Source organism: Rhodopirellula baltica SH 1 (assembly GCF_000196115.1).
In the GTDB taxonomy this organism is placed as follows: Bacteria; Planctomycetota; Planctomycetia; order Pirellulales; family Pirellulaceae; genus Rhodopirellula; species Rhodopirellula baltica.
This window is the reverse complement of record NC_005027.1, coordinates 5740584-5766141: the sequence shown is the minus strand read 5'-3', so window position 1 is coordinate 5766141 and position 25558 is coordinate 5740584. Positions and strand designations below refer to the sequence as shown.

At 56.8% G+C, this 25558-nt stretch carries 14 protein-coding genes; 7 read left to right on the top strand and 7 right to left on the bottom strand.

Features of this window, described 5'->3' with window-relative positions; all coding sequences use genetic code 11:
• Positions 1-69 precede the first annotated feature (69 nt).
• Together RB_RS21950 and RB_RS21945 are read left to right on the top strand one after the other, a co-directional pair.
• Positions 70-1761, top strand: a complete 1692-nt coding sequence (locus tag RB_RS21950) for a UxaA family hydrolase (RefSeq protein ID WP_164922352.1) — start codon at positions 70-72, stop codon at positions 1759-1761.
• A 32-nt stretch (positions 1762-1793) separates the two neighbouring features.
• Positions 1794-2903 (top strand): glycosyltransferase, encoded by a 1110-nt coding sequence (locus tag RB_RS21945; RefSeq protein ID WP_011122846.1) that lies wholly within the window; start codon positions 1794-1796, stop codon positions 2901-2903.
• A 306-nt stretch (positions 2904-3209) separates the two neighbouring features.
• Here RB_RS21945 and RB_RS21935 read toward each other — a convergent pair whose 3' ends face one another.
• The 3 genes from RB_RS21935 to RB_RS21925 form a co-directional block, all read right to left on the bottom strand.
• The gene (locus RB_RS21935; RefSeq protein WP_011122845.1) at positions 3210-4688 is read right to left on the bottom strand and encodes a sulfatase; all 1479 of its coding nucleotides are present in this window, start codon (positions 4686-4688) and stop codon (positions 3210-3212) included.
• A gap of 177 nt (positions 4689-4865) precedes the next feature.
• On the bottom strand, positions 4866-6239 hold the full coding sequence (locus RB_RS21930) for an IS4-like element ISRba1 family transposase (protein WP_011119835.1): 1374 nt from the start codon (positions 6237-6239) through the stop codon (positions 4866-4868).
• Between the two features lie 339 nt (positions 6240-6578).
• On the bottom strand, positions 6579-7334 hold the full coding sequence (locus tag RB_RS21925) for a hypothetical protein (RefSeq protein ID WP_231845873.1): 756 nt from the start codon (positions 7332-7334) through the stop codon (positions 6579-6581).
• A 350-nt stretch (positions 7335-7684) separates the two neighbouring features.
• Here RB_RS21925 and RB_RS21920 point away from each other — a divergent pair, with 350 nt between their 5' ends.
• The 5 genes from RB_RS21920 (at position 7685) to RB_RS21895 (ending at position 18579) form a co-directional block, all read left to right on the top strand.
• Entirely contained in the window at positions 7685-9346 is a 1662-nt protein-coding gene (locus RB_RS21920) for a sulfatase (RefSeq protein ID WP_011122841.1), read from the top strand.
• A 52-nt stretch (positions 9347-9398) separates the two neighbouring features.
• Complete coding sequence (locus tag RB_RS21915; RefSeq protein WP_011122840.1) at positions 9399-10538, top strand: hypothetical protein; 1140 nt, start codon at positions 9399-9401, stop codon at positions 10536-10538.
• Positions 10535-13207, top strand: a complete 2673-nt coding sequence (locus tag RB_RS21910; RefSeq protein ID WP_164922351.1) for an MGH1-like glycoside hydrolase domain-containing protein — start codon at positions 10535-10537, stop codon at positions 13205-13207. The genes RB_RS21915 and RB_RS21910 overlap by 4 nt, the downstream gene beginning before the upstream one ends.
• Before the next feature lie 306 nt (positions 13208-13513).
• Positions 13514-17014, top strand: coding sequence for a pyruvate carboxylase (locus RB_RS21905; RefSeq protein ID WP_011122837.1), 3501 nt, complete (start codon positions 13514-13516; stop codon positions 17012-17014).
• Positions 17015-17352: 338 nt separating this feature from the next.
• Positions 17353-18579: a pyrophosphate--fructose-6-phosphate 1-phosphotransferase gene (locus RB_RS21895; RefSeq protein WP_164922349.1), complete on the top strand. Its 1227-nt coding sequence runs from the start codon at positions 17353-17355 to the stop codon at positions 18577-18579.
• Here the strand turns inward: RB_RS21895 and RB_RS21890 are convergent.
• The 4 genes from RB_RS21890 to RB_RS21875 form a co-directional block, all read right to left on the bottom strand.
• Positions 18576-20162: an acyltransferase family protein gene (locus RB_RS21890; RefSeq protein WP_231845872.1), complete on the bottom strand. Its 1587-nt coding sequence runs from the start codon at positions 20160-20162 to the stop codon at positions 18576-18578. The two genes, RB_RS21895 and RB_RS21890, sit on opposite strands and share 4 nt — an antisense overlap.
• Positions 20163-20377: 215 nt before the next feature.
• Complete coding sequence (pdeM, locus tag RB_RS21885) at positions 20378-21040, bottom strand: ligase-associated DNA damage response endonuclease PdeM (RefSeq protein ID WP_164922347.1); 663 nt, start codon at positions 21038-21040, stop codon at positions 20378-20380.
• Positions 21040-22254 carry a M24 family metallopeptidase gene (locus RB_RS21880; RefSeq protein ID WP_011122832.1) on the bottom strand — a complete coding sequence of 405 codons (1215 nt, stop codon included), beginning with the start codon at positions 22252-22254 and terminating at the stop codon, positions 21040-21042. The genes pdeM and RB_RS21880 overlap by 1 nt, the downstream gene beginning before the upstream one ends.
• 109 nt (positions 22255-22363) lie before the next feature.
• The gene (locus tag RB_RS21875) at positions 22364-25519 is read right to left on the bottom strand and encodes an FG-GAP-like repeat-containing protein (RefSeq protein ID WP_231846511.1); all 3156 of its coding nucleotides are present in this window, start codon (positions 25517-25519) and stop codon (positions 22364-22366) included.
• Between the last annotated feature and the right edge of the window lie 39 nt (positions 25520-25558).

Genomic DNA, 25558 nt, shown 5'->3' with positions numbered 1-25558 from the left:
GGTCTGTCAGACTGCCCAGAAGTGAAAATGGTAGCAGCTCGGAAAATTCCAACCACCACCGCTCTATTGATGACTGGCACCGACCCACAATCCGCCTCCTCGCCAAACCGTAACGCCAACGCGGAAGGTCCCGGAGCAGCCGGTCCAACGATGAATGATTTGGCTGGCGGCATACCAAACGGAACCGACCACGGAGTCGTCCGACTGCACGACGGCGACAACGTTTGGATGGCCGCGTGGGCCTTGGTGGCAGGCGAAACGATCGGCAACCTCCGCATCGCAGGGTCGGCCGTTCCCGCCGGACACAAAGTCGCCGCCCAAGCGATTCCCGCCGGCGAATTGGTGATCAAGTTTGGCCAACCGATCGGCAAAGCATCCTGCGACATCGGCGTCGGTGAACACGTGCACTCGCACAATTTGGTCGACGCTCACCAAGTCGACTCGGATTGGCGTTCGCTGGTCGGAACCGCTTTCTCAAAATCCGCTCCTGCAAAAAAGCCAGCCGTTCCAGCCGAGAAGACCTTTGAGGGGTTTGTGCGACCGGACGGCCAAGTCGGCACGCGAAACTACGTTCAGATTCTGGCTCGCGTGAACTGCAGTGCGACGGTTTGCCACCATGTCGCGGCTCGGTTTCCTCCCGAACGCTTGGCCGAATTCCCCAACGTGGATGGAATCGCGATCGGGACGCACACCACCGGCTGCGCCCTTCGCTACGCCGGCCAAAAACAGCAAATGCTCGGCCGAGTCCTCAAGGGCTACGCCGGTCACGCGAATGTTGGATCTTGCCTGACGATCGGATTGGGCTGCGAACAAACGACGCCCGAGTACCTGAGCGAACATCACCAGCTCGTCGCGATCTCCGACCCTCGTTCGCTGCCGGTCACCTCGCCCGAATCAGAATCGGTCTCGACGACCATGCTGACCATGCAAGCCGAAGGCGGCACGCGAGCGACGATCGATCGTGCGGAAAAGCATCTCGAAACGATGCTCGAGATCGCCAACCAAAATTCGCGAACCACAGTCCCGGCTCATCACCTTCGACTCGCTCTGGAGTGCGGCGGCAGCGATGGCCATTCGGGATGGACCGCGAATCCGTTGGTCGGTGCGATCGCTGATCGCATGGTGGCTTTTGGTGGTGCGGCCGTGCTCAGCGAGACCACGGAACTGATCGGTGCCGAACATTTGCTGGTCGCTCGTTCGCGTGACGAATCAGTGGCCCAGCGTTTGATGGACAAAGTCGATTGGTGGAAGAAGCATGTGGCAATGTATGGCGGCGAGATCGACAACAACCCATCGATCGGCAACAAAGCCGGTGGGCTGACCACGATCACTGAAAAATCACTCGGTGCAGTCAGCAAGTCCGGAACGGGAATCCTCGACGGTGTCCTGGACTACGCGGACACGGTTCCCAAACAAGGCTTGTACGTGATGGACTCGCCGGGCTTTGATCCGTCCAGCGTCACGGGCAAGGTCGCTGGCGGTTGCAACCTAGTGTTGTTCACCACCGGCCGCGGAAGTTGCTTCGGCGGCAAACCGGTTCCCGTGATCAAGATCGCCAGCCATTCCACTTTGTTCCACGCCATGCGAGACGACATGGACTGGAACGCGGGCCAGTTGCTCGAGGGTGTCGCGATGGAAGAGCTCGCAGATCAACTGTTCGAAGAGTTGCTGCGATTCGCCAGCGGAACACAAACGGCCAGCGAACGCCTCGGGTTGGGCGATCACGAATTTGTACCGTGGACGGTCGGGCCGGTGCTGTGAATTGTAAGTGGCTCTGATTTGCGATTGGCACCATGAACATTGACCTGATCATCACCGAGATGAACTTTGGCGGGGCCGAACGAGCGCTCACCCAGCTCGCCATCGGCCTTCGCGATCGAGGCGATGACGTGCGGCTGTTCAGCTTCGGCAAATTGCCCACCGCGGACTCACTGCCCAAAGGCAACGACCGACTTGTCCAACAGTTGCATGACGAAGGAATCGAAGTCACCAGCGGCGGAGTCCAAACGTCTCGCGGTTTTCTGCCAGCAACGATTCAGTTGCGACGTTGGTTGGCACGTCGACCTGGTTCATTGATCCAAACGTTTCTCTGGCACGCCAACGTGCTCGGCATACTCAATGCCTCGTCCCGACAACCACGAGTCGCCGGCATCCGTGTCGCCGAGCCCAATTCGTTGCGACTGGCGGTCGAACGGCAAACGCTTCGCAAAGTCGACCACGTGGTCTGCGTCAGCCGAGCGGTCGAGACCTTCGCCCAGCAACAACTGAACCTCTCACCGGATCGCACATCGGTGATCCCAAACGCGGTCGACGTTGATGCGTTTGCTTCCGCCGATCCAATCGACTGGACCGACCTGGGTTGGCCCGCCGACAGCCCCGTGGTTCTGTTCGTCGGCCGATTGCACACGCAAAAAGGCTTGGAGCATCTGCAGCGCACCGTCGAGCGGTTCGCTCCCGAAGACAGCCATCGCAAGTTGGTGCTGATCGGCAACGGCCCACTGCAAAACGAACTGGCGACTTGGGCCAAACAAGTCTCCGGTGACCGCGTTCGCGTGCTGACATGGCAGAGCAACATCGCAAGCTGGATCGCCGCCAGCCGCGTGGTGGTTTTGCCGAGCCGTTACGAAGGCATGCCCAACGTGATCTTGGAAGCCATGGCAGCAGGCAAACCCGTCGTCAGCAGCCGCGTCGAAGGCAGCCAAGAATTGATCGGTCACGATCCCAACCAAGGTTTCGAGCTGAACGATGACACGGCGCTCGTCCATTCGCTGGAACGATTCTTGGCCGACGAAGATCTGGCAACGCAAACCGGACAAGCCAACCAGTCTCGTGTCCGTTCCCAATTCACCGTCGACGCAATGGTCGACGCCTACCGCGAACTCTACGCCAAAATAGTGGCATAGGCTTCCAAAGTGGCATAGGCTTTTAGCCAGTGGAGTGAGAATCACAGCCTGGAAGCCTTTTTGTACCCCACATCTTTTGGGAGCCGCTTGCGTTGGGAACACAGGCGTTTTGAAGCCAAACATCCTTTGTCCAAGAACCATTAGTGTTCGATCAGCGACGATTAGTGTTCCCTTGGCCGCTCTGGCGGAACACTAATCCACTCTGATCGGGCACTAATCTTTGGTGATTCGAGATGTGGGGTATAAAAAGGCTTCCAGCCTGTGGAATGAGAATCACAGGCTGGGATTCTATGCCACTTTGTCTGCTCAGAACTGCTGACGGTTGGCCAAGCGTTCTTTCAAACGTTGATGCAACTGCTGGACGAGCTCAAGGTTCTCGTCGGCGATGTTCTTGGTTTCGCCTGGGTCCGTTTCGTGATCGTACAGCTCATGAAAGCCCTTCGGATGCGAGATCAAACGATGCGTGGAAGTGCGAATGGTTGTGGCCTTCGCATACGAAACCGCTTCACCTTCGGATGATGCTGGGTCTTTCAATACAGGCACCAACGACTCGCCATCGACCTTTGGCGGCGACGGCAAATTTGCCAGCTCGCACAACGTTGGAAACACGTCGATCGTTTCCACAATCGCGTCCGTTTGGCTGGCGTTGCTCATCGACGGATCGTGAATGATCAGCGGTGAGTGCAGCGATTCCTCGAACAAAGCGTGTTTGCCCCAAATCGCATGCTCGCCCAAGTGCCAGCCGTGGTCTCCCCAAACAACCACGACGGTGGACTCTCGCAGCCCCAGCTCATCGAGTTGCTTCAACACCTCACCCACGTTTGCATCCGCGTAAGAAACGCAAGCGGCGTAGTGCCGCCGGACCGCATCTGCGAATTCGGCGTCTTGGTTCGGATCCTTGCCCCAGCGGTTGTAACGCATGAATTCGCCAGATCGATGCCAAGTCGTTTGGCCGAATGGCTTGTTGGGATGCTCGATCATTGGCAACACGGACTGCCGGTAAGGTTTCATGTACTCGGCGGGAGCCCCAAATGGCAGGTGCGGACGAATGAACCCGACCGCCAAAAAGAACGGCTTGTTGGCGGAGTCCTCAGCCAGCGTGGTGAGTTCGTTCAGCGATGTTTCCAGAATCAAATCGTCGGGGTACTTCGCCTCGCCGCCTGCGGATTGGAACACATCCATTTGGCTGGCGTCTTTGCGAATCTCGCCGTCGGCCAATCCGTGCATGGCTCCGCGAGGATGCTGCCACGGCCCGGTCGGCATGAGGTGCCGGTCCCAAGCACCTGGCATTTCAATCTCGGCTTCTTCGTTCCAGTCCGCTCCGCCGCGACCGCCGGGATGATGCGAAACCTTGCCGACAGAAACGCTGGTGTACCCATGATCGCGGAACCAACGCGGCATCGACGGGGTGACGGAAGTCGGATCCTTCGCGATCTTTTTGGCTCGTTGAAACAACGCGTGATTTCCCGAGGGGCCATAGCAACCCGTCAGCATCGCAAATCGAGATGCACCACAGGTCGGGGCCTGAACGAAGTGGCGATTGAACTGGATGCCTTTGGCGGCGAGCGAATCAATGTTGGGCGACGAAACGTAGTCCGCTCCATAGCAGCCCAATTCAGGTCGCAAGTCATCGACGCAGATCAGCAACACGTTCTTCGGCTTCTCCGCGAAAACGTTGATCGAAGAAGCCAACGCGACGAGGGTCACGATCACGCTTCGCAAGATCCAGACCAACGGGGAGTCAACTTGCTGAGACGAAAACGGCAGTTGGAGCAAGGATCGCATCGCGAGAATCCTTCGTGGGGAGGGGTGGGCGTGGGGACGCCTACCATACTTCATCTCCATCACGATTTGTCGATTTGCCGTGGGGCCAATTTGTGGCGCATCATCGACGACGGCCCCTGCCGGGGCGGCCTGGTTTTCTTTTGGGATGGCGTTCTCGGGGCTTCCGCCGAATGGCACTTACTTTAGATCCGAGTCTCTCATTTTAGACGGTGGTTTCGTGCGTTTTTCAAACTGCATGTTTTTGGGGCGTTTCCGGTAGGCCTCGCGGCGATAACTACGTTTGCTGCGAATCGGTAGCTTGTCCTTGCGGGCGATCGACAATGCTGTTTGGTAGGCCATTCTCCAACGCTCAGGCTCCGTGTGCATGTGCCGCAGGAGGAAGGTTTGAAACGTGGTCCACGTTCGTTTGAAGCTCATTCGACGCGGCGGAACTTTCTCGAAGGCCGCCGCTTCGATCCGAAGCTGGCTGGTCAGGTTGTAAGCCACCACCGACGTATAGAGTTCTTTCATGAATGTGTCGACGCTTTTGGCGCGAATGTTCTCGGCGTCCATGACCACCTTGAAGTTGCGAATGTCAATTTCTACGTCGTAGCGTCGCTCAAATAGCGAGGCAGACGCGAAAGCATCTTGCGCAAGCGTACTGACCAGATAAAGTGTCAGCGTGTCGGTCGCCTGGACTTCATGCAAATAGACATCCAACTGGCAGTCGGACGGGAGATCTGGCTGCGTCTGGCGATTCTTCTTCGTGGGTTTCCAGGTGTGCCGATAAGTTTTGTGGTGCTCGGATTGTTCGATCAATTCGGCATCCTTCTGCAGCGACTGAAAGTTCACCTTCTTCATTCGCAGCAGGATGTCGTGACCTGCGTCGATTGCCCCATGTGCGATTCCAAAGATCCCAAATCCTGCATCGGACATGATGATCGAATTCTCCGGAAGCTGCTCAAACCCCTGCCGAGCAAGTTGCGTTTCGGAGATCGCCTCAGGACCGTACATCGGTCCCACTTGTGGAAGCATCGCTGCACCGCTGGCGAGTTCGTGAAAGACCGTCAACAGCACACAAGGCCACACGCCTTCACCGAGCTGATTGCTTGCCGGTGGAAACGCTTGCTGGAGTTCTTTTTCCGGGGCCAGTGCCAACGTGGTTCCATCGATCAAGAACACGCGTTGTTCGTCCACCGCCGGCTCGGTGGCAGAAAGGATCCCCGAGCTCACTTCCTCGGCAAACCAACGAACGACTTCTAACGGTAAGCGAGATCTAGCACGACTGTAGCCACCCGTTGCGACCGAGAGCGTGTTGTCTTCCAGGCGTTTGTTTTCGGGAAGATAAGTCGGTCGCGTATCGAGTAAATGCTTGACTGCGTTTTCAAGCGAGGCATCCGGCTTGAGTCGCTGGTAAACGAGCATCCACAGGACAACACATGCCGTATAGACGGTATGAGCTTGTTGCTCGAAGAGCTTGTTGGCATCTTCAAAGTTGACTAGCTGCTGCAACAACTCAAAAGAGCGGTCGAACTGGAGGTCAGCTTCGTGATTTGGACCGGTATAGTTCATGCCAAAATGGCTCCTTATTGGGAAAAGAAGCCTCTATGCGCAAACCATGTGCCTAAAGTGCAGTTCGTCAAGAATTTAGCGCAAAGTAAGTGCCATTCGGCTTCCGCCCCGAGCTATGAACGCGGGCTCCTCCGGAGCCATCCATTCCCATTCGCCCCGGAAGGGGCCGTCGTCCGTGATGATCTTCGCGTCCGGCCATCAAGTCCCCAGCCGTATCGGCCTGTTGATCTAATCCTAACCCGAAGCGTGAGCGAGGGATCGCGTGCCATTGCAACGAGCCTGTGGATCCCTCGCTCACGCGTCGGGTTCCAAACTCGAGTCAATCAACAGGCCGGTTCACTATCGATTCAAAAAGCTATTCAATAACACCAAACCGATTTCAGCACCCTTGGGCACCGATTTCCGCGAAGGGATCGAAGCTCGGTAGTTGCCGGGGCGAGGAGCGTCGCGATGCGAAGCACCTCGGTAGACATCATGCGAGTTGAAATCACGCGAATTGCGATGGGGATAGCTGATGGGTTTCTGCTGCACGTGCGGCACGGTCCGTGGAAGCGGCAACGGCATTTGACCAGGGAAGACAACCGGAGGACTCGATGGGTAGGTCGGTGCCGAGTAGCGGCTTCGGTGATGAACGTCACAGGTCACCGCTGGGCGGGCTGCAACGTAAGGTTGCACATAGGCCATTTGCTGCTGAAGCGCGGCGAACGAACCCAACACATCTCCCCAGCACGGCGTCAGCGCTCGAGCGATGATCGGGCATCCACTGCCGAAGACGGCTTGTTCGGTTTGTGCCTGCAGAAACTGAACGTCATTGAACTCCCGAGCCAATCGATCGGAGCGATCAGGATGACGAGCCGCGGACCGAACATCGCTCGTCTGGTCTTCGAAATCGTCAATCAAACGCAACACGCCACGATCAAGGCTTCGAACCCGCCGGGCCTCGTCTTCAAAGTGGCTGACGGCATCGCGATAACGATCCGCGGCGACGTACAGCGGCGAATCGTGTCCGGCTTGGGCGGTTTGCGGCCCGGCCAACACAGCAACCATGGCGGCGAAGAAAGTGCCCGCGGCGAAAGTCCGAAGTGAGCGTGTCATGTGCTTAAGTCCTAGTGATCCATTGGGAGAAGCCGTCCTTGATCCATTCCCCGACATCCTCATCGAGACAGCATTCCTTCATGCGACCAGGATGCCAAATAGTCACCGACACTCACAAACAACCACCTAAACCCTTTCAAGCGAACGACTTAGAAACATATTCGGTTCTACAAACCCCGCCAGAACGAAACCGCAGCCGACATCGATCCGATGACACTGACTTCAGTCCGATGTTTCAATGTGAGACACTTCTGACGACACTTGCCGGGTCTGCTCAGAGGTTTGCACGCGATTGATTCACGCAGCTACATTGGTAGCCCATCGAGCCCGCGTCTCCGAGAGATTCTTTCATGCGACCTACCAATTTCGCTCCCCGACCAAATCCGCAACATTCCAATCGTGCGAAAACCGCCGCCCTCAACCTGCGAGAGACACCGTTGTCGACGTTGCTTTGGATGCTGTTTGCGACCATCACGTTTGCTTGCTTGTCTATTACGCAGGCCAATGCCCAGGACGATCGCCCCAACGTGGTGCTGATTTTGGTCGATGACTTGGGCCTGCATGACATTGGTATCGAGGGCAGCAAGTTCCATCAAACACCTCACATCGATGCACTCGCCAAACGCGGCATGCGGTTCACGGCAGGCTATGCCAACTGCCGCGTCTGCAGCCCCTCACGAGCCAGCATTCAACTGGGTCAGTTCACCGCTCGGCACGGAATCACGGACTGGATCGGTGCGAAGACCGGCATGGACTTCAACCGTGGTGATGAGCTGCTGCCGGCCGAGTACGTCCACGCGATGCCCGCGAAAGACGTGACCTTGCCGGAAGCTCTTCGCGAATCGGGCTACAAAACGTTCTTTGCCGGCAAGTGGCACCTGGGCGGCGAAGGCTCGATGCCGACCGATCACGGTTTTGACATCAACATCGGGGGTCACCACCGCGGCAGCCCTCCCGGAGGCTTCTTTGCGCCGTTCAAAAACCCAGTGATGGAAGACGGGCCCGATGGCGAATCGCTGACTCGCCGGTTGGGAAAAGAAACCGCTTCGTTCATCGAAGGACAAGACGACCAGCCTTACTTTGCGATGCTTTCGTTCTACGCCGTTCACGGGCCGATCCAAACCACGCAAGAACTTTGGCAGAAGTACCGAGAGTCAGCGCCGGCACCGCCCGCCGATGGCAATCGGTTCAAGATCGATCGCACGTTGCCGGTTCGACAGATCCAAGACAACCCGGTGTACGCCGGCATGATGGAAACGCTCGACAACGCGGTCGGCGACGTGATGGCTGCGATCGAAGCATCCGGCAAAGCTGACAACACGTTGGTCATCTTCACCGGCGACAACGGCGGTGTCTCCTCCGGCGACGCTTACTCGACCAGCAACTTGCCACACCGCGGCGGCAAAGGTCGACAATGGGAAGGCGGACTGCGTGAGCCCTACTACGTTTCGATGCCAGCGATCGTCCCGGAGAATTCCACCAGCGACGTGCCTGTGATTGGCTCGGATTTGTATCCCACGATTCTTGACGTTTGCAATTTGCCTCTGCGTCCGCAGCAACACATCGACGGCCGATCACTTGAGACGGTGTTGGCCGGCGGCAAAGACGAATTGCTGGAGCAACGTTCGCTGATCTGGCATTACCCGCACTACGGCAACCAAGGCGGGGAACCATCGTCGGTGATCCGAACCGGTGACTACAAGCTGATCCATTACCACTTGGATTCACACGACGAGCTGTACCATTTGCCCACCGACATCGGCGAACAAAATGACCTCGCGTCGGAGCAACCTGAACGAGTCGCAGCCATGCGAAAAGAGTTGCTGGCCTACCTGAAATCGGTCGACGCGAAGTTCCCACAACCCGACCCACGTTTCGATCCTGAAAAAGCCAAGCAACGTTGGGCTCGCACTCACGGTCCCAACAAAGAACGCCTGGAAAAACGCGAAGCAGCGATGCTGGAACCCAACTGGCAACCCAACAAGGACTGGTGGGGAAGCACGGTCGACTGAACGTGCAAACGAGGCTCGATCCCGAATCAACTTTTCCACGCTGTGACCGCGAATGACGACCTGCGACTCCGCATCCCCTTCGCGACACAGCCTGGAACGTTTGCCGTGGTTGTTCTCACCCGCGGTTGATTTGGCAACGTTCGGCGGCAGCGCGTTGGTCGCCCTGGCGATGCTGCCGCTCGGTGCCGCACTCGGGTTCCTTCACGACGAAACACCGGGTTGGACCTGGGTCGCGACGATCTTGCTGATCGATGTCGCTCATGTGTACGCCACCGGTTTTCGTGTCTACTTCGACGGCACCGAACTTCGCCGGCGGCCTTGGTTGTACGGGCTGACCCCGGTCCTCGCGTTTGCAATCGGCGGTGCGATCTACAGCGAGAGCGTGACGCTGTTTTGGAGCGTGTTGGCGTATCTGGCCGTCTTCCACTTCATCCGCCAACAATACGGCTGGGTCGCTCTCTATCGATCACGAGAGGGCGACGACGAAAAAGTCGGCTGGTGGATCGATGCTTCCGCGATCTACCTGGCCACGTTGTATCCGTTGATCCACTGGCACGCTCATCTGCCGAGGCACTTTTGGTGGTTTGCCGAAGGTGACTTCATTCAGGTGCCGGAGATCGCGGCGACGATTGTGATGCCGATCTACTGGATCAGCATGTTGGCCTACGCCGCTCGCAGCCTGAGCCGAGGTCTCCGTGATGGGGCTTGGAACCCGGGCAAGGACATTGTGGTTTTGACGACAGCGGTGTGCTGGTACATCGGCATCATCACCTTCAATTCGGACTACGCGTTCACGGTCACCAACGTCATCATCCACGGCGTGCCCTACATGGTGCTGATCTACTGGTATCGATGGTGCCGGATCGCAGAGAGTTCTGATTCGGCAACTGACCAAGCTTCGGCCCATCCGCCTCGCCCGACCTCGCGACGGCAAATCAACACCGGCCGAGTCGCGTTGTTCCTGGGCGTGGTCTGGATCCTCGCCTACGCGGAAGAAATGCTGTGGGACTTCGGAATCTGGCAGGAACGCGGTTGGTTGTTCGCTTGGGTACCCCCTGGTTTTGCGAATTCGGCGGGCGAAACGCTGGCGGAAGCGTCCGTTTGGCTGGCCCCCGCCTTGGCGGTTCCCCAGATCACGCATTACGTTCTGGACGGGTTTCTTTGGCGACGCAGACAACGAGCATCTTCATGACGACGTCCGAACAGCAACGACTCGACGAAGACGAACGCCGCGAAAAGAATTGGAAACGCTGGGGGCCGTACCTTTCCGAGCGTCAGTGGGGAACGGTTCGAGAGGACTACTCCGAGGGCGGAAACTCCTGGAGCGATTTCCCGCACGAGCACGCTCGCAGCCGCGCCTATCGCTGGGGCGAAGACGGTTTGCTCGGGTTCTCTGACCGCCAATGCCGGTTGTGCTTTTCGATTGCACTTTGGAATAGCAACGACACGATTTTGAAAGAACGCCTGTTTGGACTCACCGGTCCGGAAGGCAACCACGGCGAAGACGTCAAAGAACTCTACTACTACCTGGATTCAACGCCGACGCATTCTTACGCCAAGGCGATGTATCGCTACCCACAACAGCGATACCCGTACCGTGACTTGGTCAGCATCAATGCACAACGCGGACTGAACGATCGCGAATATGAACTGATCGACACAGGATTGCTGGACGAGAATCGCTTCTTCGACGCAAAGGCCACTTACGCGAAAGCGTCGGACAACGATTTGTTGATCGACATTGCGATCACCAACCAAGGCCCTGATGCTCACGACATCACGCTGCTGCCAACGCTGTGGTTCCGCAACACGTGGGTCTGGGGATGTTTGCACGAAGGCTGCACGGCAAAGCCCACCATTCAAGCGATTGATTCGCACATCGTTCAAACGCGACACGACACACTGGAACCGTTTGTTTGCGCGTTCGAGAATCAACCGGACAGCGAGCTGCTGTTCACGGAAAACGAAACCAATTCCGAACACCTCTTCGGCACCGAAAACTTCTCGCCGTACACAAAAGACGCCTTCCATCGGTACGTCATCGACGACCAAACCGACGCAGTGAACCCGAAGCGTCATGGAACCAAAGTCGCGGCCCTGTATCGTTGGAACTTGGCACCCGGCGAAACGCGACACGTCAAAGTTCGCTTGAGCGTGAAAGAGAAAGTCGGCGAGTTTCATCCGGATCTGGGTGATGACTTTGACAACGTTATGAATCAACGGCGTGAAGAAGCCGACGAGTTCTACAACGCCATCATTCCGTCGAAAGCAACCGACGAGCAGCGTCTTGTTTCCCGGCAAGCCTACGCGGGACTGATGTGGACGAAGCAGTTTTATCACTACATCGTCGCGGACTGGTTGGACGGCGATCGCGATGTGATGACGCCTCCCGCCGCACGTCACAATGGCCGCAACAAAGACTGGCGGCACCTCTACGCTCGCGACGTTTTGTCGATGCCGGACAAGTGGGAATACCCTTGGTTCGCGGCCTGGGATTTAGCATTTCACATGATCCCAGCGGCTCGCATCGACCCGGCTTTTGCAAAGAAGCAATTGATGGTGTTGTTGCGGGAATGGTACATGCATCCCAACGGTCAATTGCCGGCTTACGAGTTCTACTTCGATGACGTGAACCCGCCCGTTCATGCGTGGGCGTGTTTGCGTGTCTTCCAAATGGAAGCCGAAACAGGCAAACGCGATTACAAGTTTCTCTCGCAAGCGTTCCAGCGGTTGCTGGTGAACTTCACGTGGTGGGTGAACCAAGTCGACAGCAACGGCGACAACGTTTTCGCTGGCGGTTTTCTGGGCCTGGACAACATCGGTGTGTTCGACCGCAGCAAAGGTTTGCCCGAAGGAGCCGAACTGGAACAGGCCGACGGCACCGCTTGGATGGCGTTCTACTGCGGCACGATGATGTCGATGGCTCTCGAGCTCGCTCGCCACGATCGATCGTATTCCGACATGGCGTCGAAATTCCTGGATCACTTCATCCGTATTGTCGACGCCATGAACGGCGGTGAAAGTGGCGGGCTGTGGGACGAGGAAGATGGCTTCTACTACGACCAACTTCAAATCGACGGCGAAACCCATCCGATGCGGGTGAAATCGCTGGTCGGATTGTTGCCCCTGATCGCGGTCGAGATTCTAGACGAAGACCTGTTGGCGGACCTACCAGGGTTCCGCAATCGATTGGAATGGTTCCTGAACAACCGTCATGACTTGGTCCAGCACATCACGTTCTGCCAAACGACGAAACGCCATCACCGAATGTTGATTTCGATTCCGACGCAAGAACGTTTGGAACGCGTTTTGGAAATATTGCTCGATGAATCGGAGTTCTTATCAGACTTCGGAATTCGATCCCTTTCGAAAAAGCACGAAAGCGAACCGTTTCGCGTCACGGTTCGAGGCAAAGAACACACGGTCGCTTACGTGCCAGGCGAATCCGACAGTTGGATGTTTGGCGGCAACAGCAACTGGCGAGGCCCGATCTGGTTTCCGACCAGTTACTTGTTGATCGAAGCCTTGCAACGGTACCACGAGTTCTATGGCGACGACATCCAAGTCGAATGTCCGACGGGATCGGGCGTGAAGATGAATCTTCGCGAGGTGGCCGATGAATTGAATCGCCGAATGTCAAACATTTTCTCGACGCCCGCAGAAGGCGGCTCGCGGCCCTGTCTCCGTGGCAGCGGGATGAAGAGCGACGAATCGTTGTGGCAGGACCAGGTCTTGTTCTACGAGTACTTCCACGGCGACACCGGTGAAGGCTTGGGCGCAAGTCATCAAACGGGTTGGACTGCGTTGATTGCCACCTGCATCGAGCATCTGCACGGTCGCATCACCGAAGGCGTCGAGTAGCATCTTCCAGTTGGCTCCCCGCTCGACGGAACAGTTGGGGACAACTGTTCTACTCTGGCGGATCGCGCCGAAACCGGTCTCAGAACAACAATTTCTTTTGCGGGCACATCAAGTCGTTCCAGTTGCTGAACGGGCGTTTTGAAACGTGTAGATTAAGCACGTGAGCGGGAGTCATTGGGCTTGATCACGTAGCAGCGTCTCTCCGAGACGCTGTCATTTGCGAGTCTCAGAGAGACTCGCCTACGTGAGGTTCTACCCGATCATTCCTGCCGACCTGCTTAACAGCTCGACTTTGACTTCCCCGCAATGGATGCCCTGATGACCGTCGCTGATACTGACTCCGCCAATATTCGCCCGATTCGAAAATTGCTGGCTGCCAACCGCAGCGAAATCGCCACCCGAGTGTTTCGGTCAGCACATGAATTAGGCATTCGCACGGTCGCAATCTATTCTCACGAAGACCGCTACGCACTGCACCGATTCAAAGCCGACGAGGCGTACCAAATCGGAACGCCCGGCGAGCCCATTCGTTCTTACCTCAACATCGACGCGATCGTCGGGTTGTGTCTCAAGCATCACATCGATGCAGTCCACCCGGGTTACGGTTTCTTGTCGGAGAACCCTGAGTTCGCCAAAGCGCTCACGGACGCGGGCATTTTGTTTGTCGGTCCCAGCGAACAAAGCTTGCGAGATTTGGGCGACAAAACCAGCGCCCGTCGCTTGGCCGAAATCGCAGGCGTGCCAGTACTCGGCGGAACCGCACAAGCCGTCTCGTCGCTGAAAGAAGCCACCGATGCGGCGGAAAAACTCGGCTACCCGATCATGCTCAAAGCGGCCAAAGGCGGTGGCGGTCGCGGCATGCGAGTCGTCATGGAACCGAGCGAATTGGCCAGCTCACTCGATTCCGCTCAGCGCGAAGCCAAAACAGCATTCGGAAGCGATGAAGTGTTCCTGGAACGTTTTGTCCAACGAGCCCGGCACTTGGAAGTCCAATTGCTCGGCGACCGCCATGGCAACTTGGTCCACTTGTATGAACGCGACTGCAGCGTTCAACGACGGCACCAGAAAGTTGTCGAACTTGCCCCCGCACCGAACCTTTCCACCGAAATGCGAGACGCGATTTGCGATGCGGCGTTGCGAATCGGACGCGCGGTCGGCAAAGAAAGTGGCGGCTACGAGAACGCGGGAACGGTTGAGTTCCTGCTCGACGTCGACAAAGACGAATTCTACTTCATCGAAGTCAATCCACGAATCCAAGTCGAGCACACCGTGACCGAAGAGGTCACTGGCATCGACATTGTCCGCAACCAAATCCTGGTCGCGCAAGGCCATCCTCTTCACAGCGAAGAAGTCGGCCTGCCATCGCAGGACGTTATCCGAACCATGGGATTCGCGATGCAGTGCCGGATCACGACGGAAGATCCCGCCGCCGAGTTCCGTCCCGACTATGGCCGCATCAGCCACTACCGAAGTGCGGCAGGTTTGGGCGTCCGTCTCGATGCGGGCACGGCATTCAGCGGAGCGGTCGTCAATCCCTTCTACGATTCCATGTTGGTGAAGGTCACCGCGAGAGCTCCCACCCTGGCCGCTGCCGCTCGCCGGATGGATCGGTGTCTGCACGAATTTCGAATTCGCGGCGTGAAGACGAACATTCCGTTTCTGACGCGGCTGGTCAATCATCCCACATTCTTGGCCGGCGAAGCCACGACGCGTTTGATCGACACAACCCCGGAACTGTTCCGTTTGCCACGCCGGCGTGACCGAGCCACCAAGCTGCTGACTTTCTTGGGCGAAACGATCGTCAACGGAAACCCGCTTGTCACGGGACGCCCGCCTGCCGTCCGCCGCGAACCGGCTCCCGTTCCTGAGATCCCAACCGCAGCCAAACCTCCTCGCGGAACCGCCGACATTTTCCGAGAAGAAGGTGTCGATGGTTTGGTGCGCTGGATTCGTGATCAGAAAGGCCTGCTGCTGACCGACACGACCATGCGCGACGCACATCAATCGCTGTTGGCCACTCGAGTTCGCACCGATGACATGCTCCGCATTGCGCCGGCTTACGCTCATCTGGCTCCGCAATTGTTCTCGCTTGAGATGTGGGGAGGGGCGACGTTTGACACATCCATGCGATTCCTCAAGGAATCACCGTGGCAACGTTTGGCTGACCTGCGAGAGGCAGTTCCCAACATCCTGACGCAAATGTTGCTGCGTGCCAGCAACGCGGTTGGCTACACCAATTATCCCGACAACGTCGTGCGACTGTTCGTTCGCGAAGCGGTCCAAGCCGGCATGGACGTGTTCCGTGTCTTCGACGCGTTGAACTGGGAAGAGAACATGCGTGTCGCGATGGATGCCGTGATCGAAGAAGGCGGCATCTGCGAAGCCTCGATCTGCTACACCGGCGATCTGCAAGACCCACGGCGGACCAAGTACGACTTGAAGTACTACGTCGATCTGGCAAAAAAACTGCAAGCCGGTGGCGCTCACATGATCGCGATCAAGGACATGGCTGGGCTGCTCAAACCCGCCGCGGCGGTGAAACTGCTGCGTGCCTTGCGTGACGAAGTCGACTTGCCAATCCACCTGCACACCCATGACACGGCGGGCATCCAAGCGTCCACATTGATGGCCGCCGCCGGGGAAGGCCTGCAGATCGCGGACGCGGCACTCGCACCAATGTCAGGTGGAACCAGCCAAGTGAACTTGAACACGCTGGTCGAAGCCCTTCGTTTCACCGATCGTGAATCTCCACTGGACAGCGAGTCGCTGACTCAGTTGGCGACCTACTGGCAAGCCGCTCGCGAGTTCTACAAGCCGTTTGAAAGCGATGTTCTGCCAGCCACGGGTGACTTGTACGATCACGAGATGCCTGGTGGCCAATACACCAACTTGTTTCAACAGGCCCGTGCTTTGGGTTTGGCCGACCAATGGGCCGGAGTTTGCCGCGCTTACGCGGATGTGAACCGATTGTTCGGCGACATCGTGAAGGTGACTCCCACCAGCAAAGCCGTCGGCGACATGGCGTTGTTCTTGGTTGCCAATGAGATGTCAGCGGAAGAGGTCCTGACAACCAACAAGGCTCTCGCGTTTCCCGCCAGCGTTTTGGACTTGATCGGCGGTCGCATGGGCCAACCACCGGGTGGCTTCCCCGAGAAAGTCATGCGGAAAATCCTCGGTGACCAGGCTCCTGTGCTGGAACGCCCTGGTGCATCGATGCCACCGGCAGACCTGGGGGCCGCCAAAGCGAAAGCAGCGGAACTCACCCATGAAGCCCCCAGCGATCGCGATGCGGTGACGTACTTGCTGTACCCCAAGGTGTTTGAGGAGTACTCGCAGCATCGCAACACCTACGGCGATGTGGCAGCCTTGCCGACGCCCAACTTTTTCTATGGGCAAGAACCAGGTGACGAAATCGCGGTCGACATCGAACCCGGCAAACGACTGATCGTCAAATACTTGGCGGTTGGGCAACCGTATCCCGATGGGACGCGGACCGTGTTCTTTGAACTCAATGGACAACCTCGAGAAGTGTCCGTCATCGACCGATCATTGGAAGTCGACATCAAAGCCGCGGTGAAAGCCGATCCGTCGGATGCCACTCACGTCGCCGCGTCGATGCCCGGGATGGTGATCACGGTGGCGGCCGCCGAAGGCGAAAAGGTGAAGGCCGGGCAAAAGCTATTGGTGCTGGAAGCGATGAAAATGGAAACCACCATCAACGCACCTGCCGATGGCGTCGTCACCAAAATCCATACACCTCCGGGGACCCAGGTTGAAGCAGGGGATCTGCTGGCGGTGGTGGAGTGAGGAAATCACGGGGCGAAGATTCGCTTTTGCGTTCGCTAAGTTGAATTCACCCTCCCGCGGCGAAGCCGTGGGAGGGTCGGTCGGCCCTAGGCCGCCGGGGAGGGCAGTACGCGCCAACGAACCACCTATCTCACGATTTCAGCCCTCCCCGGAATTCTCGCTGAACGCTCGCATTCCGACCCTCCCCAGCTGCGCTCAGGAGGGTGAATTCAAGATCGCGAACATCGACATCAAAGCAACCTTCACCACTCCTGACGGGGCGACGAAATTCAAAGGATTCGATAGGCTCTTGGAAAATTCACGCGTTCGCGTCCCTTGAGCTTTCGGAACCTATCCTCATGTCAATCAAACGTGTCGGAATTCTCACCGCTGGTGGCTTGGCCCCGTGTCTGTCATCGGCCATCGGAGCCTTGATTGAAGCTTACACAGAGCAAGCTCCTGAAATCGAAATCCTCTGCTACCGCTCTGGTTACAAAGGCTTGCTTCTCGGCGACAGCTTCGTCGTCGATGCCCATTCGCGGAAGAACGCGGCAATCTTGCACCAGCATGGTGGCAGCCCCATCGGCAACAGCCGGGTCAAACTGACCAACGTTGCCGATTGTGTGAAACGTGGTTTGGTCAGCGAAGGACAAGATCCACTGCAGGTTGCCGCGGAGCGATTGCAATCGGACGAAGTCGACGTGTTGCACACCATCGGTGGCGACGACACCAACACCACCGCAGCGGACTTGGCCGCTTATTTGGCCAAGCACGAATATCAACTGACGGTTGTTGGTTTGCCCAAGACGATCGACAACGACGTCATCCCCATCAAACAAAGTTTGGGTGCTTGGACCGCCGCCGAAGAAGGCGCCAAGTTCTTTGAAAATGTGGTCGGCGAACACAACGCCAATCCACGCATGCTGATCATTCACGAAGTCATGGGTCGCAACTGTGGTTGGTTGACCGCCGCCACCGCAGCCAAATATCGCGAACGTTTGCAGAAGCTCAACTTCTTGCCTGAAATGGGACTCAGTCAAGAACGTCGTGACGTGCACGGCGTCTTTGTTCCTGAGATGAGTTTTGACCTCGAAGAAGAAGCCAAACGTTTGCGGGCGATCATGGATGAGATCGATTGCGTCAACATCTTCATCTCCGAAGGTGCTGGCGTCGACACCATCGTCAAGGAAATGGAATCACGCGGCGAAAGCGTCCCCAAAGATGCATTCGGCCACTACAAACTGGACGCAGTGAACCCAGGCAAATGGTTCGGCAAACAGTTCGCTGACATGTTGGGTGCCGAAAAAACGCTTGTGCAAAAGAGCGGCTACTTCAGTCGTGCCGCCGCCGCCAACGCGGAAGACATCGCGCTGATCGGTCGCTGTGCCAAGAAAGCCGTCGAATGTGCCATGCAGGGCATCGGTGGTGTGGTCGGAGAAGACGAAGATCAAAACAACGAGCTTCGTGCCATCGAGTTTGAACGCATCGCCGGCGGCAAACCTTTCGACATCAACGTGGAATGGTTCGGTGACCTGCTTTCACAGATGGGCCAACCCAAAGGCGAAGTCCTGGAAACGTCTCACTAGCGGACCAACTGAGCGGCAACGACTTCCGAGCCGGGCGCGTCATTCGCGCTCGGCTCGTTCACGTTTGGCGCCGCTGGTTTTCGCTTTCCGTTGAGCAACCATCCGATCGGAGTGTAGCGAACGAAGACTTGGTAGCTGATCAACAGCACCACGCTTGAAATCACGCTGACCACCGTGAACTTCACCAGCAACGGGACTTCCCAGTCTCGAACCCAAAACTGCAAATACATCACCAGTGGAAGGTGAGCGAGGTACAACCAGTAGCTCGAGTCGGACAAGTATCGCAGCGAGCGACTGGGGTGAGCAAAGAGCGTCCGAAACAATCCCATCATGCCGAAGGAAACACACCACGCATAAGCGGATTGAATCAACACGGACGCAACCAACCCTCCGCCATCCGTTTGCCCTCTCAATGCCCACCCAATTCCGAACAGGACCGTGAGAGACAGTGGCAAACTGATCTTCCATCCACGACTAAGATTTCCATCGTGATCATCGGCGTCGAAGTAGATCGCACCAAATCCGAAAAACAACGCGTAGTACGCCAGCACCGATGGCATCGGCAGCAGGCCGACTGATGTTGCGGGCCCGAAGCCTTCGTGCCGCATGAACCAATGCGGCAACATCGTCAGCGGAATCAACCACAGCAAACAGTGCGGCGACCGAACCACCGTCGCGAGGTTCAATCTTGAACGCCATCCCCGAGGGGTCAACGTCATGACGAGCACGAACCCCGTCACTAAAAAGCACAAGAACCAAAGAAACCAAAGGTGACCGGTCGCGGGAAATTCAAACAGCAAGAACATCAACCCTTTCCAGTCCACCGCGTTGGCACCGCCATCAGTGGCCATGCCCGAGCTTGGTCCTGACAGTGTTTCGCCCATCATCGCTGCGATCTTTTCTCGGCCGGATTCCACGTCCTCGCGGTCCACTTCGATCTGCAACAACCCCGCCACGAACTCGGTCGTTCCCCATGGAGCCCGCATCACATCGATCGGTCGCTCTCCTTTGTGATTCCCGAGTTCGGGATCAGCGTCGTGATCCAACAACACCTCGGCAATGTCATCACGCCCAAGGAACGCGGCCACTAAAAACGGTGAATCACCTTGCTCGGATCGTTGATTGACATCAGCTCCCGCTGCCAATGCTTTTTCCACCGCTGCCAAGTCATCTTGGACGCCGGGAATTAACAAGTCGGTTTCATCAAACACCGTGACATTGGCCGATGGGTTAGCCTGGATGTGGCCAGCAACGATCCAGATCGATGGAATGATGGTGGACATACCAATCACAAATGGAATCGCGATGCGCAGGATGCGGTGCTCAATCAGCTTGGACATTCCGCGACGCCGATAGAGCATCATGGTGAAGAAGCCGCTCAACAGAAAAAACAACGGCATCCGAAAGCCGTGCACCATCGCGATGAACAACGATGTGATTTGACTGCTCTGTGAATCTTGAATCGGCCAACCACGGCCCGCATCAGGCGAATACGCGATGGCGGCGTGCAGGAAAATGCCCAGCAACATCGCGATGCCTCGCAACGCATCCAAGTCGTGTCGGCGAGACGGTATGGAATTCATTGAATCATTCATTCGCCCACTTTCCTCGATATCGGAATCGATCTCGCCTCCGTTTCGGTAACGCAATGTAACCGTTTGAAACGAAATCCATGCGAACCGAGCAAAAGACAAACGCCGCGGTTCGAATGATGGGCAAGAAGTGACTTGCGACGGGGCGCGTCAACCTGCACACGAATTCTGAGCAGCGAGATCGACAAGGATTGCGATGCGTGAATTCAGACCGCGACGACCTGCTCATCAGCGATCACCCAGATGCGATCGTTTTCTTTCGGCGAGATCCTCATCGTTCCGATAAACCGTCCGCAAGCGGGCAGCACCAAACAGCCGCTGGACCACCAAAAGCACGGCAACTTTCCCGTCGACTCGCCGCCATCGCTGAGCACATGAGCCGGATGCAGATGACCGCTGACCAACAGATCAGCATCGGATGGCAATGAACCGGGCTCATGGGCCATCGCCAGCGTGTCCAGGTGGAATGTCCCAAGCACAACTTCCATCGGCCAAGACTCCGGCAACGCCCCGACCGCACGATCGTGATTGCCTTCGATTAAAGTTACCGCGACGTCGTGGTGATGATCGAGAAAACCACCAAACAACGAGGTCGCATCCATCGACAACGAACTGCGCGCATGGAACAAGTCACCGATCACAAAGAGTTCCGTTGCGCCGCTGGCTTCCAGCATGTCCGAAACACAACGCAGCGTCGCACGGCTGGATCCAACCGGCACGCCGATCCCATGACGCCGAAACGTCGCGTCTTTTCCCAAATGCAGATCCGACACCATCAACGCCTGATGCTTTGGCCAGTACAAGCCGCCGGGATACAGTTCCAATTCGTGTCCCGACAGTGTGATGGCCAGAGGCGTCGAAACAGGCATCAGTTTGGATTCCAATCCAGCCCCATGGGTAACTGGTTCAAGTTGACAGGACCGTCCGCCGTCACGACCAACATGTCTTCGACGCGAACGCCACCATCTTGACGCCCATACAATCCCGGTTCGACCGTGAAAACTTCACCCGCGAGCATTTCGCCTCCGCCGTGATCCAGCAGAATTGGCTCGTGAACTTCCAATCCAATTCCATGGCCGGTGCCGTGTTGAATCGAAGGACCATCGGTCAACTCACCACGTGAGATCGGATAGCCATGACCGACCAAGACTTTCTCGACTGCCAACTGGACTTCTTCGCCCGTTCGCCCAGGGAACAAGACGGCCTCGGCAGCTTCCTTGGACGCGACCACGGCGGCATGCATCTTCTGAACCGTCTCGCTGGGCGTTCCGTTGACCACGGTTCGTGTGCAGTCGCCGTTGTAACGAGTCGACTCATCACGTGGAAACAAATCGACGATGACCGGATGACCCGTATACAAATTGCCGTCGCCACGATGATGGCAGTCTGCTGAATCGGGCAAGGTGGCAACGATCGCACCATGGCTCATCGTGTAATTGCGTTTCATGAACGCTTCCCCAGCCATCGTGCGAACTCTTTCGCTGGTCAACGGCTCGCCACCGAACATCAACCGGCCTTCTGAACCGACATCTGCCGTGGCGATCATTTCGCACATCTGCCGCATGACCGCTTCGGTGACCGATTGAGCTTTTCGAAGCCAGTCGATTTCTTCGTCTGTTTTAACTCGTCGGTCAATCACCCCAAGATCATCGTCATAAGCCACCGCGATCCCAGCGTCAGCCAAATGCCATGCGTAGATGAACGGGAACGCTCGATCGACAACCACTTGATCGATGGATTGAAGCTGCAAGAACCGAGCAACTGATTGAGCCGACGCGGTCTCGCGATCGCCACTGGCGGAACCTGAGGCGGGCGGAAAATCAGCGGGGCAGTGAACCCGGTCCAAACGCCCTGCGGCACGCGTGCGGTCCATTTCCAAATCACGCACGATCCCGATATTCTTTCCATCGGGCAATTTCAGCCAGGCGGCAGGATCACCCAACGCAATCCCCAACCGACGAAACAAATTCGCGTTTCGATCGGCGAGTCCCGCCATCACCTGAACCGCGTTTGAGCCAGCGTTTTTGGAAGCAGAACCGTCAGCCGAGTCGCTCGTGGCGACCATCAATTTAGAGTGAATCATGCACCCAAATTAACCGACTGCGTCGAGGCTGCCGAGAGTCCGTCGATTCAGCAAGTCACCAACCACCCAATCACCGACACAATCCGGGTTTGCTGGAACCCAAGTCGCCTCAACCGCCGCGCTCCTCATTCGCGTGTTTTGCGACTTCGAAGAACTGAACCGCTTTGCCCGACTCAACAACCAAACAATGTGAATCCGCAGGAATGTTTCCAAAGGATTGCTGCGTTCCGGACGGCCACTTGATGTGCAACTGATCGATCCGATCATGAATGCCGATCCCGACGTCAACCGTCTTCTCGTTGGCCCCCATGTAGGCCCCGCCAATCATCCAAGCGTGCCACTGCTCGTCACCACAAACCGCAATCACCTCCGCCCCCACCGCGTCGCGTTCCGACGCCGTGCCGACCAAATCAACTCGCAACCAATGCTGGGTCTCGGTGCAATTTTTCAAAACGGAAACGCGAGCACCCAACGAATTGGCCACTAAATCAGGCCGACCGTCTCGATTGAAATCCAAACGAACCAGCGTCCTGCCAATCCGAGGCGTTTGCCAAAAAGAGAACGAACCGTCTGATGAGTCATCCAACTCAGACACTCCTTGCGTCACAAATCCCGACGGGCCGCCTCGAAACAACTGCGGCAACATTCGAAACGGAATGTCGGGCGTACCGTTCTGAGCGGGTTCGAACACATGCCCATTGACGACGGTCAAATCCAACCATCCATCTCGGTTCAGGTCCGATGCCTGGGCTCCAAATCCAACCATTTCACGACCGTCATCAGCCAGCCCAAACGGGGATGCCATATCCGTAAAAAAACCTGGCATCCTCTGCAAGAATAGATTGTTGGGCTGTGCATAGTAATTCGTCACAAACAAATCCAACGAACCGTCGCGGTCAAAATCGCCGCCCGCGATCCCCATGCAACCTTGCGTTTCCGCATTATCACCCGATGCACACCCGCGAAGGATCGCTTGTTCCTTCAATTCCAAAGTGCCATCGCCACCGGGCTGACTGACCCAAAAGTGATTGTTGGTCGTGTCGTTGGAAAGAAACAAGTCGTTCCCTGCCTGTCGATCAAAGTCCGCGATGATTCCCGCGAAAGCGTAGTTGGGTTCTTGATGGTCCGCGTCAACACGTGGCCACTCATGCCAATCGCCGTTTGCCATCCGCTTCAAAAAGCGATCTTTGGCGGGAGCAAAGATTCGCGGTGAACAATCGAAACCCTCACCCCAACACTTGGTTTCAAACGCGGTCTCGTCATCGATGTAGTTGACCTCGACGATCTCTGGCAACCGGTCCCCGTCCAAGTCCCCGCAGACGATGCTGCTGGTCCATCCATCAGATCCTGCAATCGTTTGAGGCGAATAGGTCCCGTCGCCGTTGTTGATGCACATCACGTTGGCACCAATGTTCGCGATCACTAAATCAGGGAATCCATCCTGATTCAGATCAGCGGACGTGGCTCCCTGAGCGTACGACCGATCATCACTGCCGGATGCGACGGAAACGTTTCGAGTCGTTTGCCCACTCAAATTTCGAAACAACTGGTTTGGCCCCGAACCGGCGGGATCATTTGGCGGGCCTCCCGCGTCACAAAAATACAAATCCGGCCAACCATCCAAATCGAAGTCAACGACCGCGATGCCTCCACCGTTGACCTGGCTCATTCGTAAATGACTTGGGTCGGTGTCGAGATGATTGCGAAACTGAAAGTCAACGCCGATCTTCGCCGCAACGTCGACCATCTGGACCGGGATAGCAGTCGTGAGTGGATCGCTTGGTCGTTTTGTCGCACTCGAGTTCGACGCGGCATCAGCCAGCAATTCCGTGGCGGTGGGAAGAGGCCAATGCCGCAATTCAAGACCGCACAGCAAGTCGGGTGGAGACGGATGATCCTGTGTGAGACGTTGCCTGGCTTGCTTCAACTCGGGCATCGCTTCTTCCAAACGACCTTCTTCGTAGGCCAAGATGGTTTGCCAAGAAATGGCTTCCCAATGACGACCGAGTTTTTCAAGTTGCTCCACGAGCGTCCTCAAATCCTGCCGACGGTTTTCGCGATTCAAACCCACGTTGATCGCCATTTGCCAAGCCTCATCCAGCCACTTCTTTCGCTTCAAAATCCGCTCGGCCGCATCCAACTCGCCAAGCATTGCCAACGCTTCGGCCATTCGAAGGTAAGCGACTCGATCGGTGGGATCGATTTGGACCGCTTCGCCGAAAGCACGAATGGCCACGGAGGGTTGCTTCAAACGCAAAGACCATTGCCCGATCGCAGTCCAGTACTCGGCTTCCTGCTCGACTGACTTTGGCAGGGCGGCAAACCACTTTTCGAGATCCAAATCGGACTGCAATGCCTCGTAAACGCGTCCTTCGAATGCAGCGACGCAAGATGAATCTGGAAACGCCGCTCGCAGTTGTCGCACCAAATATTTGGCATCCTCAGCTTCATTCTGAACCAACAACTGCTTGGCTCTCGCCAAGTCTTTCAAGCTCAGCGTTTCGTGGATTGGTTTGGTTGATGAAACGAGTTCCGTTGCCAATGGCTCGTCGTCGTGATACGGAACACTCAGCGTCGTCATGCTCAGCAATTCTTTTTCAGTCACATCTCCCAGCCGGATCAACGCTTCGACATGACGGGTCGCTTCGACGCGTCGTCCTTGAGCATTCAGCAGGTTCGCCAGCCGCCGATGGACGGGAACCAAGTCACCAAAGCGGGAAAGCATCTCGCGATAAGTTGATTCCGCCTCTTCAAAACGGCCAGCATCCTGCAACCAGTCCGCGACTTGTCCTAAAGCCGGCAACCCAGCCTCAGGGTGATCCGGCGGAATCGCTTGAAGATACGAAATGGCAACGTCGAATTCATTCTGTCCTTGCGCAATCCGCGCCGCCAAGAAAAGTGCAGCGGGTGAATCAGGCCGCAACAGCAGCAACGACCGATTCAGTTCTTCCGCTTCGGCATACCGACTCTGATGAACCAAATCCCCAACTCGTTCCTGGAGTTCGTCGGGCGAGAGTTGTTCGGTCTCCGAAGGTGGAGCCGCCGCTGCGATTTGCACCGCGTCATCATTCACCGTGTCGCGATTTGTAGCGATCGAACCATCGGCCGAATCCGGTCGGTCGACTGAGTCGCGGGAGCCGCAACCTGACTGAGTCATTAATCCGAAGAGCAGAAGGATCGGGACCAAGCGACGCCAGTTGGCGTTCTTCGCTTCTAGCGTGAACAGGAATCGGATCCGTGTCGCAGCGTTGTGACTCACGATCATTTGATGCATCGTCGGTCTCATCCCATTTGGCCCCTATTC

What these genes read in the sequence shown, in the direction of transcription:
- RB_RS21950 (WP_164922352.1), top strand. Translation starts at nt 70, where the DNA reads ATGACTGGCACCGACCCACAATCCGCCTCCTCGCCAAACCGTAACGCC.
- RB_RS21945 (WP_011122846.1), top strand. Translation starts at nt 1,794, where the DNA reads ATGAACATTGACCTGATCATCACCGAGATGAACTTTGGCGGGGCCGAA.
- RB_RS21935 (WP_011122845.1), bottom strand. Translation starts at nt 4,688, where the DNA reads ATGCGATCCTTGCTCCAACTGCCGTTTTCGTCTCAGCAAGTTGACTCC.
- RB_RS21930 (WP_011119835.1), bottom strand. Translation starts at nt 6,239, where the DNA reads ATGAACTATACCGGTCCAAATCACGAAGCTGACCTCCAGTTCGACCGC.
- RB_RS21925 (WP_231845873.1), bottom strand. Translation starts at nt 7,334, where the DNA reads ATGACACGCTCACTTCGGACTTTCGCCGCGGGCACTTTCTTCGCCGCC.
- RB_RS21920 (WP_011122841.1), top strand. Translation starts at nt 7,685, where the DNA reads ATGCGACCTACCAATTTCGCTCCCCGACCAAATCCGCAACATTCCAAT.
- RB_RS21915 (WP_011122840.1), top strand. Translation starts at nt 9,399, where the DNA reads ATGACGACCTGCGACTCCGCATCCCCTTCGCGACACAGCCTGGAACGT.
- RB_RS21910 (WP_164922351.1), top strand. Translation starts at nt 10,535, where the DNA reads ATGACGACGTCCGAACAGCAACGACTCGACGAAGACGAACGCCGCGAA.
- RB_RS21905 (WP_011122837.1), top strand. Translation starts at nt 13,514, where the DNA reads ATGGATGCCCTGATGACCGTCGCTGATACTGACTCCGCCAATATTCGC.
- RB_RS21895 (WP_164922349.1), top strand. Translation starts at nt 17,353, where the DNA reads ATGTCAATCAAACGTGTCGGAATTCTCACCGCTGGTGGCTTGGCCCCG.
- RB_RS21890 (WP_231845872.1), bottom strand. Translation starts at nt 20,162, where the DNA reads ATGAATTCCATACCGTCTCGCCGACACGACTTGGATGCGTTGCGAGGC.
- pdeM (WP_164922347.1), bottom strand. Translation starts at nt 21,040, where the DNA reads ATGCCTGTTTCGACGCCTCTGGCCATCACACTGTCGGGACACGAATTG.
- RB_RS21880 (WP_011122832.1), bottom strand. Translation starts at nt 22,254, where the DNA reads ATGATTCACTCTAAATTGATGGTCGCCACGAGCGACTCGGCTGACGGT.
- RB_RS21875 (WP_231846511.1), bottom strand. Translation starts at nt 25,519, where the DNA reads ATGATCGTGAGTCACAACGCTGCGACACGGATCCGATTCCTGTTCACG.